17 protein-coding genes are annotated in these 18,846 nt (G+C 59.7%); 3 read left to right on the top strand and 14 right to left on the bottom strand.

Annotated elements, in window-relative coordinates; all coding sequences use genetic code 11:
* Positions 1-226 precede the first annotated feature (226 nt).
* From F8N43_RS09720 to F8N43_RS09710, 3 genes are all read left to right on the top strand, one after another.
* Entirely contained in the window at positions 227-640 is a 414-nt protein-coding gene (locus tag F8N43_RS09720; RefSeq protein ID WP_150630844.1) for a DUF4398 domain-containing protein, read from the top strand.
* Between the two features lie 45 nt (positions 641-685).
* Entirely contained in the window at positions 686-1,477 is a 792-nt protein-coding gene (locus F8N43_RS09715) for an OmpA family protein (protein WP_150638920.1), read from the top strand.
* A 141-nt stretch (positions 1,478-1,618) separates the two neighbouring features.
* On the top strand, positions 1,619-3,025 hold the full coding sequence (locus F8N43_RS09710) for a transposase (RefSeq protein ID WP_150630877.1): 1,407 nt from the start codon (positions 1,619-1,621) through the stop codon (positions 3,023-3,025).
* 85 nt (positions 3,026-3,110) lie between these two features.
* Here F8N43_RS09710 and F8N43_RS09705 read toward each other — a convergent pair whose 3' ends face one another.
* The 14 genes from F8N43_RS09705 to F8N43_RS09635 all read right to left on the bottom strand — a co-directional run bounded on the left by F8N43_RS09705 (position 3,111) and on the right by F8N43_RS09635 (position 18,687).
* Complete coding sequence (locus F8N43_RS09705; RefSeq protein WP_150630846.1) at positions 3,111-3,440, bottom strand: hypothetical protein; 330 nt, start codon at positions 3,438-3,440, stop codon at positions 3,111-3,113.
* Positions 3,437-4,351 carry an alpha/beta hydrolase gene (locus tag F8N43_RS09700; RefSeq protein ID WP_150630847.1) on the bottom strand — a complete coding sequence of 305 codons (915 nt, stop codon included), beginning with the start codon at positions 4,349-4,351 and terminating at the stop codon, positions 3,437-3,439. The genes F8N43_RS09705 and F8N43_RS09700 overlap by 4 nt, the downstream gene beginning before the upstream one ends.
* A gap of 151 nt (positions 4,352-4,502) precedes the next feature.
* A complete protein-coding gene (locus tag F8N43_RS09695; RefSeq protein WP_191630131.1) occupies positions 4,503-5,753 on the bottom strand; it encodes a flavohemoglobin expression-modulating QEGLA motif protein in 1,251 nt (416 codons plus the stop codon).
* Positions 5,754-5,816: 63 nt separating this feature from the next.
* A complete protein-coding gene (locus tag F8N43_RS09690) occupies positions 5,817-6,371 on the bottom strand; it encodes a hypothetical protein (protein ID WP_150653685.1) in 555 nt (184 codons plus the stop codon).
* Between the two features lie 158 nt (positions 6,372-6,529).
* Positions 6,530-7,246: a TetR/AcrR family transcriptional regulator gene (locus F8N43_RS09680; protein WP_191623656.1), complete on the bottom strand. Its 717-nt coding sequence runs from the start codon at positions 7,244-7,246 to the stop codon at positions 6,530-6,532.
* A gap of 102 nt (positions 7,247-7,348) precedes the next feature.
* Positions 7,349-8,851, bottom strand: coding sequence for a lysine--tRNA ligase (gene lysS / locus F8N43_RS09675; protein WP_150630851.1), 1,503 nt, complete (start codon positions 8,849-8,851; stop codon positions 7,349-7,351).
* A 98-nt stretch (positions 8,852-8,949) separates the two neighbouring features.
* A protein-coding gene (gene prfB, locus F8N43_RS09670) for a peptide chain release factor 2 (RefSeq protein ID WP_150630852.1) occupies positions 8,950-10,045 on the bottom strand; the annotation gives its coding sequence in 2 pieces (ribosomal slippage) (positions 8,950-9,972 and positions 9,974-10,045; 1,095 coding nt in all).
* A gap of 175 nt (positions 10,046-10,220) precedes the next feature.
* On the bottom strand, positions 10,221-11,222 hold the full coding sequence (locus tag F8N43_RS09665) for a response regulator (protein WP_150630853.1): 1,002 nt from the start codon (positions 11,220-11,222) through the stop codon (positions 10,221-10,223).
* 48 nt (positions 11,223-11,270) lie between these two features.
* A complete protein-coding gene (locus F8N43_RS09660; RefSeq protein WP_150630854.1) occupies positions 11,271-12,281 on the bottom strand; it encodes a chemotaxis response regulator protein-glutamate methylesterase in 1,011 nt (336 codons plus the stop codon).
* Positions 12,278-14,587, bottom strand: a complete 2,310-nt coding sequence (locus F8N43_RS09655; protein WP_150653684.1) for a hybrid sensor histidine kinase/response regulator — start codon at positions 14,585-14,587, stop codon at positions 12,278-12,280. The genes F8N43_RS09660 and F8N43_RS09655 overlap by 4 nt, the downstream gene beginning before the upstream one ends.
* Entirely contained in the window at positions 14,584-15,267 is a 684-nt protein-coding gene (locus F8N43_RS09650; RefSeq protein ID WP_150630856.1) for a chemotaxis protein CheW, read from the bottom strand. The genes F8N43_RS09655 and F8N43_RS09650 overlap by 4 nt, the downstream gene beginning before the upstream one ends.
* Complete coding sequence (locus F8N43_RS09645; protein ID WP_150630857.1) at positions 15,264-16,532, bottom strand: CheR family methyltransferase; 1,269 nt, start codon at positions 16,530-16,532, stop codon at positions 15,264-15,266. The genes F8N43_RS09650 and F8N43_RS09645 overlap by 4 nt, the downstream gene beginning before the upstream one ends.
* On the bottom strand, positions 16,529-17,065 hold the full coding sequence (locus F8N43_RS09640; RefSeq protein ID WP_150630858.1) for a chemotaxis protein CheW: 537 nt from the start codon (positions 17,063-17,065) through the stop codon (positions 16,529-16,531). The genes F8N43_RS09645 and F8N43_RS09640 overlap by 4 nt, the downstream gene beginning before the upstream one ends.
* Complete coding sequence (locus tag F8N43_RS09635) at positions 17,065-18,687, bottom strand: methyl-accepting chemotaxis protein (RefSeq protein ID WP_150630859.1); 1,623 nt, start codon at positions 18,685-18,687, stop codon at positions 17,065-17,067. The genes F8N43_RS09640 and F8N43_RS09635 overlap by 1 nt, the downstream gene beginning before the upstream one ends.
* Between the last annotated feature and the right edge of the window lie 159 nt (positions 18,688-18,846).

The raw sequence follows: 18,846 nt of genomic DNA, 5'->3' as shown, positions 1-18,846 counted from the left end.
AAAAGCCCGGGAATACCGCTACACATCGCCAAAGTTCCCTATTTAGAGCCTTGTCCATTCGGTCAAAGTTTTTTCCGGCGATAGGCCATCTTCTCTGAACTTTTAAAAAATGCCTCGGGTCGTAACCAGTAACCACGCCTGGGACGGCCGTTTCAAAATGCTTCGAAAATTGATGGTTGCGGCTCCTTGCCCAGGATGGATTTTTAGTTTTTCAGGAGTTATTCCAATGGAGTTGAAGACCATGAAGATCAGCACCGCCAAATCCTCGTCCACCCCCCTGCGCAGCCTGAAACTGGCCGCCCTGGCCATCGGCAGCAGCCTGGTTCTGGCCGGTTGCGCCGGTAACCCGCCGACCGAGCAATACGCCGTGACCCAATCGGCGGTGAACAGCGCCGTCAGCGCCGGCGGCACCGAATTCTCGGCGGTTGAGATGAAGTCCGCTCAGGACAAGCTCAAACAAGCCGAAATCGCCATGCACGACAAAAAGTACGACGAAGCCCGAATGCTCGCCGAACAGGCCGAGTGGGACGCACGCGTAGCCGAACGCAAAGCCCAGGCGATCAAAGCCGAACAGGCGGTGAAGGACTCTCAGAAAGGGGTTCAGGAACTGCGTCAGGAAAGCCAGCGCACCGTGCAATAAGCGCCGCCACGACGTACTTCTTTCTCGACTTAAAAGGACGAAACCATGAATCGCAAACAATTGATGATCCCTGCCCTGCTGGCCGCAAGCGTTGCACTGGCTGCCTGCTCCACGCCGCCTAACGCGAACCTTGAACAGGCCCGCACCAACTACAGCGGCCTGCAAGCCAACCCGCAGGCGAGCAAAGTCGCCGCGCTGGAAACCAAGGACGCCAGCGATTACCTGGACAAGGCCGACAAGGCTTATATGGACAAGCAGGACGAGCATACGGTCGATCAACTGGCCTACCTGACCAATCAGCGGGTTGAAGTGGCGAAGCAGACCATCGCCCTGCGCACCGCTGAAGCCAATTTGAAAAACGCTGCCGCGCAACGTGCCCAGGCGCGTCTCGATGCTCGCGATCAGCAGATCAAGCAGCTGCAGGACAGCCTGAACGCCAAGCAGACCGATCGCGGGACGCTGGTGACCTTCGGTGATGTGCTGTTTGCCACTGACCGTGCCGACCTGAAATCCAGCGGCCTGGTGAACATCAACAAACTGGCGCAATTCCTTCAGGAAAACCCGGACCGCAAGGTGATCGTCGAAGGCTACACCGACAGCACCGGCACGGCGTCGCACAACCAGTCGCTGTCCGAGCGTCGTGCCGGTTCCGTGCGCACGGCACTGGTGAAAATGGGCGTTGATCCGGCGCGCATCGTTGCCCAGGGTTATGGCAAGGAATACCCGGTTGCTGAAAACTCCAGCACCTCAGGCCGGGCGATGAACCGTCGCGTGGAAGTGACCATTTCCAACGACAACCAGCCGGTGATCCCGCGTTCGGCGGTTAGCTCGAACTAAGCTTCACGCCGCAACGCAAAAGCCCCGCCTGATCTGATCAGGCGGGGCTTTTTTACGACTGTCATTTATGACAGTAGTCGACTTTTCTGTTTAAGCTTAGTTTGGCTCCGGTGCTACTCGAGTATCTATGGAGCTTACGTGATGCGAAAAACAGTGATGTTTTGTACAGCGTCAATTCTGGCCGGCTGCGCGGGTAGCCATATTCCAGACAATGAGTTTGTGTATGACGAAAGGGACGCCATACCCAACGCGATTCCCTTACCCAAACCAGACATCAATCAACGACCCGTGGTGGGAACCAAAACCCTTCTGGTAACCGTCAACCATTGGCAGGATGGAGACGCCCTGAACTACCCCTTGATCAAGAAACATACCCTCTCCTCGGATCCGGACTCCTTACAGTCCTATCTCCACGCGGCATCGGCTGGAAAACTGACGCTGACTGGCCAGGTCATCGAGAGTACTTCCGGCCCTCGTCCAGACCAATGCAAAGGTGGTTCGCCGATGCCGATGGCCCTGGCTATTGCAGAGGGTAAAAAAACGGCGCAGGGACACGGGCTTGATCCTGAGCAATTCGATTATGTGATCAACGTGGTTGATTGTGGGGGTAATGCATCGGCTTATCGTCCCGGACGACTCATCGGCGTGTACGGCCAGAGTGGCGCATCCCATGTGTACAAACATGAGTTCGGACACAACCTGGGGTACGCCCATGGCAATACGTATACCAAATGCCCGAAAGAGGGAGACACCTTAACGGCCCCAACCGGGTGCACCGTGATTGGGAATGGCGACACGGGAGATTCGGTTTCAGGTGGAGCAACACTCTACCCTGCGAACAACCGCTGGTATTCCGGCTGGCTGGATAACAAGCAAGTTGCCGTTATCGAACGTACCGGCCTCTATCGCCTGGGTGTACTGGGTCAGGAAGGCCCGCAGTTGTACCTCATCAATCGTCCAGGATTGGTGCCAACACAACTGGCTTTTGAATACCGCAAACCGACGCCTTTCGACAACTTTCCACCTACTGACAATCGAGTCAACGGCGTCTGGGTCAGATACACCAGCATGGGAGGGTATCTTCTAAACACTCAACTGGACGCCACACCGGAAACAGCTTCGACAGCTGATCCAACACTAACAGGAAACATAATTTTGAAAGATGAGGAGGCAAAAATCTCTGTCGGGTTTTGTTCACGTTCTGATCAAGGAGCGATCTTTTCCGTTGCGGTGAACGGAGAGGCACTGCCTGGTTGCTTCACGCCTTTACCGCCGCCCAACATTCAAAAACCTGTAGCGGGAGCGCCAGCCGCTCAAAACCCCATCGTTTTTTCAGGCACGGGCTCTCCCGGCGCCTGGATGGTCATTGGCTATAGAAAGTCTGGGGAAAGCAAGTGGAACGTGATCAACACCGTTGCAGACGCCACGGGAGTCTGGAGTTCAACACTAGCGCAATTACCAGCCAGCAAGTACGAGGGGCGCGTACAGCAAGTCATGGGCCTCAACCCATCGCAGTACAACTACGTCGACTTTGAAGTCGCCCCCTAGGTTGTTTTGCTCGTACGGGTAAATCAATGAACCAACGGTCCCCTTCAATCACTGTTGACCGAAGGGGAGCCCGTTATGCCGCTGTCTACGGCTCCAGCTTCTGTGGGGTTTCCTGCCCCATGCAGCGCACGGCTTTTCTCTTGCTGTTGACCAACACACCGGTCAGGCCTTTCTGCTCGGTGTCGAACATCACCAGCACGCCATCAATGCACTGCGCGACTTGCGGGGCCGGCTCCAGGGAGACTTTGTAATCCTCGCCCGGCACGGTCTTGAGCATGGTGAATTCGCTCAGCAGCAGCGCGTCCTCGGGTTTGGCGAAGTGCAGGTAGCCGTACCACCACAGGGCGGCGACGGTGCCGAGGATGCTGCAGATACCGGTGATGATCAGCGGGATGGCGTTACGTTCTTCACTCATTGCGGGCTCTCTGGTGGTTCATCTTCTGAATTCGGGGGTGCCGGGTAGTTGGGGATTTCACCCAGGCGGCGCAGGCCGTTGAAATGCTGCGGGTCATCGAGGTATCGCAGCATGACTTTGCGCCAGACCGGGTCGGCGAACGTCTGCACATGACCGCCACGGGTCAGTTGCAGCACCCGCGGCGGCGGCGCAGCTTGATACAGACGGATGCCGTTGGAAAGAGGCACGATCGGATCGTCGATGCTGTGATAGATCAGTTTCGGCACGCCGTTGAGCTGCGCCATCGAGTGGATAGCGCTGTCACCGTCCGGCACCAGCCACGAAAGCGGCACCTGGAACGCCCAGGTCAACCAGGAATTGCTGAGGGCGAACTGGCCGATGCTGCGATAACTGGCGGGCACTCCGTCGAGGACAAAAGCCTTGAGTTGCTTCTGGCGTTCGGGGTGTTGAACCAGGTAATGCACGGCCATTGAGCCACCGAGGCTTTGGCCGAGCAGGATCAGCGGTTTGCCTTTGACTTCCGGCGCCTGGTCGAGCCACTTGAATGCGGCGTCGATGTCCTGATAAATCGCCGGCAAACTCGGTTCGCCTTCGGACAAGCCGTAGCCGCGATAATCGATCAGCAGCACTTGATAGCCCTCTTCCGGCAACCACCAGCTGCCGCCCAGATGCATGGGCAGATTGCCGCCGTTGCCGTGCAGGTGCAGCACCGTGCCTTTGACCTCGATGCCTTTCTTCGCCGGCAGCCACCAGCCTTGCAGCTTGAGGCCATCAGCGGTGACCAGGGTCACGTCACGGTATTCGAGTTTGGCTTTTTCCGGGGTGAACAACTGGCCGGGCTCGGGGTAGAACAGCAAGGAGCTGCAACCGCCGAGGGTCAGGAGAAGGCAGAGGATGCCGAGGATTCTCATCCGTTGAAACCCCGCGAAAATTTGGGTGGAAATACACCTTTCCCCTGTGGGAGCGAGCCTGCTCGCGATAGCGGTGTATCAGGCAACATCAATGTTGAATGTCAGGCCGCTATCGCGAGCAGGCTCGCTCCCACAGTAGATTGCATTATCGTCACAAAATATTGGAGTAATCCGCTTCGATCCGGTCCAGGCTCAGGTGGTTCAAGAAGTTGGAGAAGCACATCCACGCCGACAACGCATTCATGTCGCGGAACTGCTCCGGCAAATACTTGGGTGGCACCACCAATCCTTCATCGACCAACTGGCGCAACGTGCGCATGTCTTCCAGCGTGGTCTTACCGCAAAACAGCAGCGGCACTTGCTCAAGCTTGCCTTTACGCACGGCCAACTGAATGTAGTTGTAAACCATGATAAAGCCCTTGAGGTAGGACAAGTCTTTGGTAAATGGCAGACCGTTGGGTACCGAACCACGGAAAACCCGACTGGCGTTGCCGTAGCTTTCCGCCATTTCAAAGCCCTGCTCGCGGAAAAACTCGAAGATCTGCAGGAAGTCCGCACCCTCCTCCACCATGTGAATGGCGCGGGTACGGTTGGTCAGTTTGCGCAGGCGGCTCGGGTAAGAGGCGAAGGTGATGATTTCCATCAGGATCGCCAGCCCTTCCTGGGTCACGGTCGACGAGGGAGGCCCTTTGGACAGGAAGGTGCAGATCGGCTGGTTCAAACCGTTGAGCGTGGTGCCCACGTGCACCAGCCCTTCATGGACTTCCAGGGCACGCACGTCACGCTCGTTGAACATCGCGTCGGTGCGGATCTTGATGTAGTCGGCGCCCGCTGCCGCATCGGCGACGATGCCGTCGGACTCGAACACCCGAATGGTTTCCTCGGCCTCGCCAAACACTTTGCTCAGCCGGGTTTGCAATAAATGCACGGCGTCCTTGGCGGTGAGGATTTTCGGTTCGTCCTTCAGGTCACCACGGCCATCGATGTTATTCAGATAATCGGAGAGCATCAGGCCAAGGTCTGACAGGGTCGGGTCACCGGCGTGAAACGCGTCGGACGCCGCGCCGTACAGCTCCTGGGAAATCAGGCCGAAATCCTCGGTGCCGCGCGCTTCAAGCATGCGCACCACCATCCGGTATTCCTTGCACATGCGGCGCATGATCTGGCCGACCGGGTTGAACTGACCGAGCTGGCGGGTGATGTCACGCTCGATGTTCTGGAATTCCAGTTTCACTTTGCTGGAGTCGAAGGACAGCGGTCGGTTCAGGTAGTAATCGCGGTCCACCGCCGGCATTTCCTTGCCCTTGGCCTTGAGGAACCCCTTACGAATGCTCTCGTCCCACTTCACTGCATCCAGGACGCGAATCGGCGTCTGCGCCAGCACAATGCGATCGGACAACATGCGTATCGTCTGCTGGTAATCGTCCACCCGAAACTCCTGTAGAAAAACCGTTATGTGCTGGGTTTATTTGGCTTTGGCCAGGCGCTGATAACGCACGGCCTCGACGAACACATCGGAATTGGCCGGATCGTCAAGCCAGGCGAAGACCTGGTCCATTTGAGTGTCGATCAGCACGCCGTCGCCGTCGTCGGTCTGGAAGCCTTCGCCGCTGAGGACTTTCTGCCCCAGGGCCTGATTGATCTGCTCGAGATCGAGGTTGTAGACCACCAGTTCATGCTTGTCGGTGAGTTCGAACCCGGCAATGGTGAAATGCCCGCCGAATTGCGCCGGCACCTTCGCCGACAGATACCAGCGGTTGCCATGGCGCGAGACGGTGAAGGGATAGGCTTCGCGTTCCTTGGGTTTGGCCTTGAAGTAGCTGACCGCCTGATAGCGATTGTCGCCGATGCGCGTCAGTTCCAGATTCACCGGCTCGCCCCAGGCGTTGGTGCTGGTCCATTTGCCGAGTAATCCTTTGGGCGCGGGGTCGCTCGTGGGCAATGGCTCCCTGAAGGTCACCAGACAGCCACTGAGCAGCAGGAACGACAAGGCGATCACAACGACACGCCAGGCTTTCATTCAACACTCCCTATGAACAAACACCGACCTCAAGTGGCCACTAACCCTGTGGGAGCGAGCTTGCTCGCGATAGCGGTATATCAGGCGACATGCATGTCGAATGTAAAACCGTCATCGCGAGCAAGCTCGCTCCCACAGGGTAAAGCGCCATCAAAGGCTTACACCGACGCCAACACCAGATGCATGTACCGCGTCAGGATACCGAGCATTTCAGCTTCGGCGTCAGGCCCGGCTTCGTTAAGCAGGCCCTGATATTCCATCCGTCCGATAATCGCCGTCAACACTTTGGCATCTTGTTGGGGTTCACGGGAACCCAAAACCTGGAAAAGCTGACACGTACCCTGCAGGAGAATTTGCTGATGCGAGCGCACCAACTCCGCCAGGCGGGGGTTAAGCAACGCTTCCTGACGGAACGCTTGCTCGGCCATCAAATGTTCGCGGCGGTTGATCAATTGCCGATGGACATAGTCCGCCATCAACCTCGCGATGTCGTCCGCCAGTTGCGAGCGTGACTCGGGACTGCCGTCGCCGCTGACGACCATCTCGCGCAGCAAGCCTTCATTGTTCACCCACAACTTGGCCATGAACGCCGCGCTGCGTTCCACGTATTGGGCGAAGGTATCGGTGAGCAAGTCATCGATGTCCTTGAAATAGTAGGTGGTGGCCGACAACGGCACAGCGGCTTCCGCGGCAACCGCACGGTGACGCACGGCCCGTACGCCATCGCGCACGACGATGCGCATCGCCGCATCGAGAATGTCCTGTCGCCGCTGTTCGCTGCCCTGACGGCTGGCCTTGCGACCCTGGTACTGAACACTTTCAGCGACCGCAGTGGCGATACCCGCTGCACCTTCTTGAGCCATTGCACGGTTCACGACAGGAATTCCTCTCTCACTTCAAAAGTAACCAATTGATACGTTTGTACCAGACAGGCAATAAAAAGCCGCCTGTTATAGGCGGCTTTTTGTTTGAAACATTTACGCTTGCGGCCGCATGTGCGGGAACAGGATCACGTCGCGGATCGACGGGGAGTTGGTCAGCAGCATCACCAGACGGTCGATGCCGATGCCTTCACCGGCCGTTGGCGGCATGCCGTACTCCAGCGCACGAACGAAGTCGGCGTCGTAGTGCATGGCTTCATCGTCGCCGGCGTCCTTGTCGGCCACCTGCGCCATGAAACGCTCGGCCTGGTCTTCCGCGTCGTTCAACTCGGAGTAAGCGTTGGCGATTTCACGGCCACCGATGAACAGTTCGAAACGGTCGGTGACGTTCGGGTTGTCGTCGTTACGACGGGCCAGCGGCGACACTTCGAACGGGTACTGGGTGATGAAGTGCGGCTGCTCCAGCTTGTGCTCGACCAGCTCTTCGAAAATCATCACCTGCAATTTACCCAGGCCTTCGAAGCCCAGCACCTTGGCGCCGGCTTTCTTGGCGATGGCGCGGGCCTTGTCGATGTCATTCAGATCATCGGCAGTCAGCTCAGGGTTGTACTTGAGGATCGAGTCGAACACCGACAGACGCACGAACGGTTCGCCGAAGTGGAACACTTTTTCGCCGTACGGCACGTCGGTGCTGCCCAGCACCAGCTGCGCCAGTTCACGGAACAGTTCTTCGGTCAGGTCCATGTTGTCTTCGTAGTCGGCGTACGCCTGGTAGAACTCCAACATGGTGAATTCAGGGTTGTGACGCGTCGAAACGCCTTCGTTACGGAAGTTGCGGTTGATCTCGAACACTTTCTCGAAACCGCCGACAACCAGACGCTTGAGGTACAGCTCAGGCGCGATACGCAGGAACATTTCCATGTCCAGCGCGTTGTGGTGAGTCTCGAACGGCTTGGCCGCCGCGCCACCGGGAATGGTTTGCAGCATCGGCGTTTCGACTTCAAGGAAGTCGCGCTTCATCAGGAAGCTGCGGATGTGCGCAATCACTTGCGAACGGACGCGGAAAGTCTGGCGCACGTCTTCGTTGACGATCAGGTCAACGTAACGCTGGCGATAGCGCTGTTCGGTGTCGGACAGGCCATGGTGCTTGTCCGGCAGCGGGCGCAGGGATTTGGTCAGCAGGCGTACGTTGGTCATTTCTACGTACAGGTCGCCCTTGCCGGAACGGGCCAGGGTGCCTTCGGCGGCAATGATGTCGCCCAGGTCCCAGGTTTTCACCGCGGCCAGGGTTTCTTCGGACAGGGTTTTACGATTGACGTAAACCTGGATGCGACCGGACATGTCCTGGATCACCATGAACGAGCCACGGTTAAGCATGATGCGACCGGCAACCTTGACCGGGATTGCAGCCTCTGCGAGCTCTTCCTTGGTCTTGTCCGCGTACTGTTTCTGCAAGTCTTCGCAGTAGTTGTCGCGGCGGAAGTCGTTCGGGAAGGCATTGCCCTTGGCGCGCTCGGCGGCCAGCTTTTCCTTGCGCAGGGCGATCAGGGAGTTTTCTTCCTGTTGCAGGGCTTGCGGGTCGAGTTCTAGGTCGCTCATGTCTTTAAGTATTCCATCAGGTTCATTGTCCCCGGCCTGTGGCCGGGGATCGCTCAGCAAGGACTAGGCGTCCCCCCGAGCTCCTACAGGGGGCGGTGTTACAGGCCTTGTTTCAGGCTCGCTACCAGGTATTCGTCGATGTCGCCGTCGAGCACTTTGTCGCAGTCGCTGCGTTCGATGTTAGTGCGCAAATCCTTGATTCGCGACGCATCGAGTACGTAGGAGCGAATCTGGTGACCCCAGCCGATGTCCGACTTGGTGTCTTCCAGGGCTTGCGAGGCAGCGTTGCGTTTCTGCACTTCCTGCTCGTACAAGCGCGCCCGCAACATTTTCATCGCGGTGTCTTTGTTGGCGTGCTGGGAGCGTTCGTTCTGGCAGCTGACCACGGTGTTGGACGGTACGTGGGTAATCCGTACGGCCGAGTCGGTGGTGTTTACGTGCTGACCACCGGCACCGGAGGAGCGGTAGGTGTCGATGCGCAGGTCCGACGGGTTGATGTCGATTTCGATGTTGTCATCGATTTCCGGCGACACGAACACGGCCGAGAACGAGGTGTGACGACGGTTGCCGGAGTCGAACGGGCTCTTGCGCACCAGACGGTGCACGCCGATTTCGGTACGCAGCCAGCCGAAGGCGTATTCGCCCTTGATGTGCACGGTGGCGCCTTTGATCCCGGCGACTTCACCGGCCGACAGTTCCATGATGGTCGCGTCGAAACCGCGTTTGTCGGCCCAGCGCAAGTACATGCGCAGCAGGATGTTGGCCCAGTCCTGGGCCTCGGTGCCGCCGGAGCCGGCCTGGATGTCCAGGTAAGCGTTGTTGGCGTCCATTTCACCGCTGAACATGCGACGGAATTCGAGTTTTTCCAGCGACTCGCGCAGGCGCTCGACTTCAGCGGCGACGTCATCGACGGCGGCCTGGTCTTCTTCCTCTGCGGACATCAGCAGCAGGTCTTTGGCGTCGGCCAGGCCGGAGTGCATTTCGTCGAGGGTTTCGACGATCTGAGCCAGCAGGGACCGCTCGCGGCCCAGTTCCTGAGCGTAAGACGGGTTGTTCCAGACAGACGGATCTTCAAGCTCGCGATTGACTTCAGTCAGACGCTCATGCTTTTGATCGTAGTCAAAGATACCCCCGAATAGTTTCGGAGCGCTCGGACAGGTCCTTGATACTGTTAAGGATCGGGTTGATTTCCATGGCGGGCAGCACTCGTTGGCGAACTTTTGAAAGCCGGCGAGTATAACGGCAAACGTCCGTAAACGGCAGCCCGCTTGGCCGAAAAGGCCCGGTGCGTTTTCGAAACGGCGCCGCGGTAGCGCATTCGCAAACGCACATCGATCAACTGTAGGAGCCCGCTTGCTGGCAATGACGCCTACTCGATCCCCACCTGATTGCGCCCATTGTTCTTCGCCAGATACAGCCCCTTGTCCGCCGCCGAGATCAGTTGCCGGCAATCGGCGCCCGGTTGCGGGGTCATGGTCGAGAGGCCGATGCTGATGGTCAGGCTCGAGCCTTCGGTCGGTGAAATGTGCGGAATTTTCAGCGCCGCCACAGTCTGGCGCAGTTTTTCCGCCACCAGTCGTGCGCCGCCCGGTGATGTATTCGGCAGAACCAGGGCGAACTCTTCGCCGCCGTAACGGGCCGGCAGGTCGGAAGGCCGGGCGCTGGCGTCACGGATGGCCGTGGCGACCTTGCGCAGGGCTTCGTCGCCTTCGAGGTGGCCAAAGTTGTCGTTATAAGACTTGAAGTAGTCCACATCGATCATCAGCAACGACAGTTGGCTCTGGTCGCGCAACGAACGTCGCCATTCCAGTTCCAGGTACTCGTCGAAGTGACGACGGTTCGACAACCCGGTCAGGCCGTCGGAGTTCATCAGCCGTTGCAGCACCAGATTGGTGTCGAGCAATTGCTGCTGGCTGACCCGCAACGCGCGGTACGCCGCATCACGCTGCAGCAGGGTCATGTAGGAACGCGAGTGATAGCGGATGCGCGCCACCAGTTCTATGTTGTCCGGCAGCTTCACCAGGTAATCATTGGCCCCGGCCGCGAACGCCGCGCTTTTGATCAGCGGGTCTTCCTTGGTCGACAGCACAATGATTGGAATATCCTTGGTGGCCGGGTGATTGCGGTATTCACGCACCAGGCTCAGGCCGTCGAGACCGGGCATGACCAGATCCTGCAGGATCACCGTCGGTTTGATCCGGATCGCCTGGGCAATCGCCTGATGCGGGTCGGCGCAGAAGTGGAAGTCGATGTTTTCTTCATTCGACAACCCGCGGCGCACCGCTTCGCCGATCATCGCCTGATCGTCCACCAATAACACCATCGCGGCGTTTTCGTCGGTTTTGAAGCCGTCGAGCTGTAAGTCAGTCATGTGCGGTCACCTGAGTACTGCCTGGACCAGGATTGCTGCAAAGTGTAGTCATTTGGCGAAAATCTCCAGCAATCGTGGCGCTATCTTTTCCAGCGGGCGAATCTCTGCAGCCGCGTCGATGGCCGCTGCCGCTTTCGGCATGCCATACACCGCGCTGCTTTGTTGGTCCTGAGCGATGGTCAGGTAGCCCTGTTGACGCATGAGTTTAAGCCCCTGCGCGCCATCGCGCCCCATGCCGGTCAATAAAACCCCCACGGCATCGCCATTCCAGTAACTGGCCACGCTCTCGAAAAACACATCAATCGAGGGCCGATAGATCTCGTTGACCGGCTCGGCGGTGTACGCCAGCGTGCCGTTCTTCAACAAGCGAATATGGTGGTTGGTGCCGGCCAGCAGCACGGTGCCGGCCTGCGGTGGCTCGCCTTCCTGCGCCAGGCGCACGTTCAGGCCGCTGGCGCTGCTGAGCCATTCGGCCATGCCAGTGGCGAACACCTGGTCAACGTGCTGGACCAACACAATGGCGGCGGGGAAATCTCGCGGCAGGCCCTTGAGCAGTATTTCCAGGGCCGCCGGCCCGCCCGCGGAGGAACCGATGGCGATCAGTTTTTGCCGGGAACCGGCGTTGCGCAACGGGGCGGGCGCGGGGCGCACGCGATTGCCCTTGTCGCCGATCAGCCAACCGATGTTGAGGATTTTGCGCAGTAACGGCGCCGCCGCTTCCTGGGCATTGCCGGCACCGATTGCCGGCGTATCAACCACGTCCAAAGCGCCGTGGCCCATCGCTTCGAACACCCGGTGTACGTTCTGTTGGCGGTCGACCGTGACGATGACGATGGCGCACGGCGTCTCGGCCATGATTCGCCGTGTTGCCTCGACGCCATCCATCACCGGCATGATCAGGTCCATCAGGATCAGGTCCGGGGTGTTTTCCACGCAACGTTGCACCGCCTCGGCGCCGTTACTGGCGACCCAGATCACCTCGTGCGCAGGCTCAAACGCCAAGGCGCGGCGCAAAGCCTCCACGGCCATGGGCATATCGTTGACGATTGCGATTTTCATGCCCGCGCTCCTCCTATGAGCTCAACCACTGCATCAAGCAGGGCGTCGTCATGAAAACTGGCTTTGGCTAGATAATAGTCGGCTCCGGCGTCCAGTCCACGACGACGGTCTTCCTCGCGATCCTTGTAGGAAACCACCATAACCGGAAGCGATTGCAATCGATTGTCCCGGCGCAATAAAGACACCAGTTCGATGCCGTCCATGCGCGGCATGTCGATGTCGGTGATCAGCAGATCGAAATCCTCCGAACGCAGGGCATTCCAGCCATCCATCCCGTCCACCGCCACGGCCACGTCGTAGCCACGATTGAGCAGCAACTTGCGCTGCAATTCGCGGACGGTCAGCGAATCGTCGACCACCAGAATTCGCTTGCGCGCCACTTCGGCCGCCTGATTACTGTGGCGGGAAATCCGCTCCAGACGTCCGGTGTTGAGCAGTTTGTCCACCGACCTCAACATGTCTTCGACATCGACGATCAGCACCACCGAACCGTCGTCGAGCAGCGCGCCGGCGGAGATGTCCTGCACTTTGCCCAGACGCTCGTCCAGCGGCAAGACCACCAGCGTGCGCTCTCCAATGAACCGTTCGACGGCCACGCCGTAGATCGCATCGCGCTCGCGGATGACCACGACCTTGAGGGTTTGCTGACTGTTCGCGCTCGCCGGACGCTGGAGCAATTGGCTGGCCGCGACCAACCCGACATGCCGACCTTCGTACCAGAAATGCTGACGGCCTTCGACCTGCACGATGTCCGCCGGCTCCAGGTCGCACATGCGCTCGATGTGGGCCAGCGGAAACGCATACGCCTCTTCGCCGACCTCCACCACCAGGCTGCGCACCACCGACAGCGTCAGCGGCACTTCGAGGTGGAAGCGGCTGCCCTCGCCCGCCGTCTGTTCCAGCACCACTGCGCCGCGCAACTGGCGGACCATGTGCTGAACCGCGTCGAGGCCAACGCCGCGCCCCGAGACTTCAGTGACTTTGTCGCGCAGGCTGAAACCCGGCAGGAACAGGAACGTCAGCAGCTCCTCTTCACTCAACTGCGCAGCGGTGTCGGCCGGCGACAGCTGACGTTCGATGATGCTGCGGCGGACCTTTTCCAGGTCGACGCCGTTGCCGTCATCGCTCAGTTCCAGCACCAGCAAACCAGCCTGATGCGAGGCGCGCAGGCGGATCAAACCTTCTTCCGGTTTACCGGCCAGCAGCCGTTGTTCCGGGGATTCGATGCCGTGATCGACGGCGTTGCGCAACAGGTGCGTCAGTGGCGCTTCGAGTTTTTCCAGGACGTCGCGATCGACCTGGGTTTTCTCGCCCTCGATCTCCAGCCGTACCTGCTTGCCCAAATCACGGCCGAGGTCGCGGACCATGCGCGCTTGCCCGCTCAGCACATCGGCAAACGGCCGCATGCGGCAGGCCAGCGCGGTGTCGTACAGCACTTGTGCACGTTGACTGGCCTGCCAGGCGAACTCGTCCAGTTCGGCGTTTTTTTCCACCAGCAATTGCTGGGATTCCGCCAGCAACCGCCGCGCATCGTCGAGGGCTTCCTGGGCTTCCAGGCTCAAGGTCTGATCCTTGAGATGGACATTGAGGTTTTCCAGCGCGCGCAGGCCGTTGTTCTGCATGCGTTTCAAGCGCTGCATGGTGGCCAGGTGCGGTTTGAGCCGCAGGGTTTCCACCAGGGATTTACTCGACAAGTCGAGCAGGCTGTTCAAGCGTTCGGCCGTGACCCGCAGGACCCGCTCACCGTTTTCGGTGGTGCGTTTGGTTTTACGCGGGGATGTAGTCGGTGCGGCCGGCGCTTCGAGCACTGCGGCGATCGGCTGGACTTGCGCAACGGGCAGTTCAACGACAGAGACAACTGGCTCGGCCTCGGCCATGAATGGCGCAATCGGTGTGCTGATCGGCGCGGCGAGTGCCAGCGGGTCCAGCAAATGCGCCATCAGCGCCACAAAGGCATCGATCTCCACGGGCGTCGGAGCGTTGTTCGGCGTCGCGATGCGCATCAGCAGATCGGTGCCTTGCAGCAGCGCGTCAATGTGCTCGGGTCGCAGATAAAGCCGCCCTTCCTGTGCGCCGGCCAGGCAATCTTCCATCACGTGCGCGACGCTCACGCCGGCATCGACCCCGACGATTCGCGCCGCGCCTTTGAGCGAGTGCGCGGCGCGCATGCACGATTCGAGGTGATCGGCCTGAGTCGGATCGCGCTCCAGCGCCAACAGACCGGCGCTGAGCACTTGGGTCTGGGCCTCGGCTTCGAGGCTGAATAGCTCCAGCAAAGAGGCGTCACGCATTTGCTCGGGGGTCATGTGAGGCTCCGGGTCACGGCGGACAGCAGCTGTTCTTCATCCAGCCAACGCAGGCTGCGACCTTTGAATTGCAACACGCCCCGCGTGTATTTGGCGCTGGCCTGCGTACCGGAACGCGATGCGGCCTCAAGGACTCGCTCGTCGATGGCATGGATCCCGTCGACTTCGTCCACCGGCACCACCACCGGCCCGCCGTGGGCAGCAATGATCAGCATGCGCGGCATCACGCGCGCGCCGGACGCCACGCTGCTCGCGCCGTCGAGCCCGAGCAGCTCCACCAGCGACAGGCACGCCACCAGAGCGCCGCGCACATTCGCCACGCCGAGCAAGGCCCGGGAGCGCTGGTGCGGCAGGGAATGAATCGCTTGCAGCGGTGCCACTTCCACCAGGCTGCGGGTGGCCAGGCCCAACCACTCTTCGCCAAGGCGGAACATCAGCAGCGAGCGGGTTGTCACCTCGCTTTCGACGGCGACGCCGACTTGCCCGCGGTCTTCCTGTTGCAACGCATAACGGTCGAGCAAACGCGTAGCCGCCGCCGAGTACACCGCACAATTGCGACAGTGAATGTGTTCGATCAGCAGCGGGCAGGACTTGTCGCCGTGGATACCGATGCGGTTCCAGCAATCGTCGATGGCCTGCGCATCTTCATGGGTGAGGCTAAAACTGTCGGCAACATTCATCGTTTGCGCTCACTGTCTGCGCGCTCGCTGCGGGCGGCGCGGTCCTGCAATCGTTTGGCGCCCGCCGTGTCGCCCTGGGATTGCAGCAAGGCCGCCAGGTGCATCAACGCGTCGGGATGTTGCGGTTCGAGGTACAACGCCTTGCGATAAAACCCCTGGGCTTCAAAAGCGCTGCCGGCGACATCGCTGAGCAATCCAAGCCAGTAAAATACCTGCGCCACCGGTTCATGGCTGCGCAAATAGCTTTCGCACGCGGCGCGGGCCTCGGCGCTTTTGCCTTCGTTGGCCAGTGCGGCGATGTTTGCCAGCAACGTGGCGGCGTCGGGGTTGGCGGCTTTTGTCGCCACCGGCAGCGGCGTCACCGTTGCGAAGGGCCGCTGGCGCACGGGCGGCGGCGTGACGCTGCGCGCTGGTTGGCGCAGTGGCAATGGCGTCGGTACGAAGGCTGGAAAAGGCTCGGGCTCGGGCGCGCTCTGGCGACTGAACGCAAATGACTGCGCTATACCGATCGAACGCATACCCAAGCGCCCCAGCAAACTGCCCTCGGCGGGGCCGATAAACAGCACGCCGTCGACATGGGTCAGACGCTTGAGTACTTCAAACACTTGCTGCTGGGTGGGCTGATCGAAATAGATCAGCAGGTTGCGGCAGAACACGAAGTCATACGGTGGTTCGTTGGCCAGCAACGCCGGATCCAGCAGATTGCCGACCTGCAAACGCACCTGTTCCAGCACGCGTTCGCTAAGGCGATACCCGTCGTTTTCAGCGACGAAATGCCGTTCACGAAAGGCGATGTCCTGGCCACGAAACGAGTTCTTGCCGTACAGCGCACGCTTGGCTTTTTCCACCGACAGCGGGCTGACGTCCATGCCTTCGACTTTGAACTGATGCGGCTTGAACCCGGCATCGAGCAAGGCCATGGCGATGGAATACGGTTCTTCACCGGTGGAACACGGCAGGCTGAGAATCCGCAATGCGCGCATGTTGTTGATATCGGTCAGGCGCTTGGCGGCCAGTTTTGCCAGGGTGGCAAAGGATTCCGGGTAACGGAAAAACCAGGTTTCGGGAACGATCACCGCTTCGATCAGCGCTTGTTGCTCATCCTGCGAGCCCTGCAAGGTGTACCAATACTCATCGGCCGTTTGCGACCGCGATGCGGTGCTGCGCTGGCGTACGGCGCGCTCGATGATCGCTGGGCCCACCGAGGTCACGTCGAGGCCGATGCGCTCTTTGAGAAAGTCGAAAAAACGCTGATCACTGTTCATGGCCGCTCCTCAAGCAACGCCGGATCCAGTGGCGGTGACGGAAACAGCAGTGCGCGAACCTGTTCATCCAGCAGGTCGGCGACACGCACCCATTGCAGCAATCCTTGCGCATCTTCACGAACAGGTCCGAGGTAAGGCGCCTGGCGATTGTCGAGGCCATAAGGCTGAAAATCCGCCGGGTTACAGCGCAGCGTGTCGGTCGCCTGTTCCAGGATCAGCCCGAGCAACTGCGCTTCATGGGTTTCATCCGGACGGTAATTGACCAGTACCAGGCGCGTGCTGGTGCGGGCCTGAGCCGGTAAACCGAACGTCAGCGCACTGAGGTCGATGACGGGCACCACCGCGCCGCGATAGGCGAACACCCCGGCGACCCAGTCCGGCGCGCGGGGGATCGGCTTCAACGGCAGACGCGGCAGCACTTCCGCCACCTCGATCGCTTGCAGGGCATAGCGCTCGCTGCCGATGCGAAACAGCAGAAACAACGCCTGCATCGCCGGCTTCACGGCGGCGCGTTTGGCCGTGAGTTCGCCCATCAGACTTTGAATCGCGAAACGCCGCTACGCAGCCCGACGGCCACCTGGCTCAGTTCGTCGATGGCAAAACTGGCCTGGCGCAGGGACTCGACAGTCTGGCTGCTGGCATCGCCCAACTGCACCAGCGCGTGGTTGATCTGTTCGGCACCGGTGGCCTGGGCCTGCATGCCTTCGTTGACCATCAACACCCGCGGCGCCAGTGCCTGAACCTGATGGATAATCTGCGACAGCTGCTCGCCGACCTGCTGCACCTCGGACATGCCGCGGCGCACTTCTTCGGAGAATTTGTCCATGCCCATGACCCCCGCCGACACCGCCGACTGGATCTCGCGCACCATCTGCTCGATGTCGTAAGTGGCCACGGCGGTCTGGTCCGCCAGACGCCGTACTTCGGTGGCGACCACGGCAAAGCCGCGGCCGTATTCACCGGCTTTCTCGGCTTCAATAGCAGCGTTCAGGGACAGCAGGTTGGTCTGGTCCGCCACCTTGACGATGGTCACCACCACCTGATTGATGTTGCCGGCCTTCTCGTTGAGGATCGCCAGTTTGGCGTTGACCAGATCGGCTGCACCCATCACCGAATGCATGGTGTCTTCCATGCGCGCCAGGCCTTGCTGCCCGGAGCCAGCCAGCACCGAGGCCTGATCGGCGGCGGTGGAGACTTCGGTCATTGTCCGCACCAGGTCCCGCGAGGTGGCGGCGATTTCACGGGATGTCGCGCCGATTTCCGTGGTGGTGGCGGCGGTTTCAGTGGCCGTGGCTTGTTGTTGCTTGGAGGTGGCCGCGATTTCGGTGACTGAAGTCGTGACCTGAACCGACGAGCGCTGAGCCTGGGACACCAGCGACGTCAGCTCGGCCATCATGTCGTTGAAGCCGGTTTCCACGGCGCCGAATTCGTCCTTGCGCTCCAGGTTCAAGCGGCCGCTCAAATCACCGGTGCGCATGATTTCGAGGATCTGCACGATGCGGTTCATCGGCGCCATGATCGCGCGCATCAGCAACAAGCCGCAGAGGCCGGCGGCCAATATAGCCACCAGCAGGGAAATGCCCATGATGGTTTTTGCGGTGAGCACGGCGTCATCGATGTTCGCAACATCGACATCTGCCACCGCTTTGTTTTCGCGAATGATGTCATTGAGCTTCATGCGACCTGCGGTCCAGGCCGGGGTCAGCTGCTCGTTGAACATCTTGATGGCTTCGACCTCCTGATTACGCTTGTGCAGGTCGAGCACTGAGGCCAAGACTTTGTGGTAGTTCTCATGGAGCTTTTCAAAGACGGCGTACTCGACCTTGTCTTCTTCGGTCGTCACGGTTTCCTGATATCTGGTCATCTGCTCTTGCAGGCGCGCTTGAAAGGTTTTGAATTTTTCGGCCTCTTCAGCGCTAAAACCCTGCCCTTCTTTCAAGCCGAGCATTTCCTGGGTTTGCAGATAAGTGTCTACCCAGGCGCTACGCACCATGGAGCTGTAATACAAACCGGGCAACGCGTCATCACGCACGCTGGCTTCGCTGGATTCGATCTTCAACAGCCGCGAATACGAGACGACGACCATCAGCAGCATGATAGCGATGATCACCGCAAAGCTCGCCAAAATGCGTTGGCGCAACGTCCAGTTCTTCACAGTCAGTCCTCGGGGCTATTTCAAATGCTGGGGAGTATAGCCGAGGGCGGTGTTTCATTTATAAGACGGATGCGCGGCGCTTCTCATCTCGAGGAAAAACGTTCGTACTGGCTTTGAATGATGTGGCGCGCCTGACGACGCCATCGCGGGCAAGGCCGC

The organism is Pseudomonas fluorescens, assembly GCF_902498065.1.
Lineage (GTDB): Bacteria > Pseudomonadota > Gammaproteobacteria > Pseudomonadales > Pseudomonadaceae > Aquipseudomonas > Aquipseudomonas fluorescens_BJ.
The sequence above is the reverse complement of the archived record's forward strand: the minus strand, read 5'-3'. Positions and strand labels throughout refer to the sequence as shown.

What these genes read in the sequence shown, in the direction of transcription:
- F8N43_RS09645 (WP_150630857.1), bottom strand. Translation starts at nt 16,532, where the DNA reads ATGAACAGTGATCAGCGTTTTTTCGACTTTCTCAAAGAGCGCATCGGC.
- F8N43_RS09660 (WP_150630854.1), bottom strand. Translation starts at nt 12,281, where the DNA reads ATGAAAATCGCAATCGTCAACGATATGCCCATGGCCGTGGAGGCTTTG.
- F8N43_RS09720 (WP_150630844.1), top strand. Translation starts at nt 227, where the DNA reads ATGGAGTTGAAGACCATGAAGATCAGCACCGCCAAATCCTCGTCCACC.
- F8N43_RS09715 (WP_150638920.1), top strand. Translation starts at nt 686, where the DNA reads ATGAATCGCAAACAATTGATGATCCCTGCCCTGCTGGCCGCAAGCGTT.
- F8N43_RS09655 (WP_150653684.1), bottom strand. Translation starts at nt 14,587, where the DNA reads ATGACCCCCGAGCAAATGCGTGACGCCTCTTTGCTGGAGCTATTCAGC.
- F8N43_RS09710 (WP_150630877.1), top strand. Translation starts at nt 1,619, where the DNA reads ATGCGAAAAACAGTGATGTTTTGTACAGCGTCAATTCTGGCCGGCTGC.
- F8N43_RS09640 (WP_150630858.1), bottom strand. Translation starts at nt 17,065, where the DNA reads ATGGGCGAACTCACGGCCAAACGCGCCGCCGTGAAGCCGGCGATGCAG.
- lysS (WP_150630851.1), bottom strand. Translation starts at nt 8,851, where the DNA reads ATGAGCGACCTAGAACTCGACCCGCAAGCCCTGCAACAGGAAGAAAAC.
- F8N43_RS09665 (WP_150630853.1), bottom strand. Translation starts at nt 11,222, where the DNA reads ATGACTGACTTACAGCTCGACGGCTTCAAAACCGACGAAAACGCCGCG.
- F8N43_RS09690 (WP_150653685.1), bottom strand. Translation starts at nt 6,371, where the DNA reads ATGAAAGCCTGGCGTGTCGTTGTGATCGCCTTGTCGTTCCTGCTGCTC.
- F8N43_RS09650 (WP_150630856.1), bottom strand. Translation starts at nt 15,267, where the DNA reads ATGAATGTTGCCGACAGTTTTAGCCTCACCCATGAAGATGCGCAGGCC.
- F8N43_RS09705 (WP_150630846.1), bottom strand. Translation starts at nt 3,440, where the DNA reads ATGAGTGAAGAACGTAACGCCATCCCGCTGATCATCACCGGTATCTGC.
- F8N43_RS09700 (WP_150630847.1), bottom strand. Translation starts at nt 4,351, where the DNA reads ATGAGAATCCTCGGCATCCTCTGCCTTCTCCTGACCCTCGGCGGTTGC.
- F8N43_RS09695 (WP_191630131.1), bottom strand. Translation starts at nt 5,753, where the DNA reads ATGTTGTCCGATCGCATTGTGCTGGCGCAGACGCCGATTCGCGTCCTG.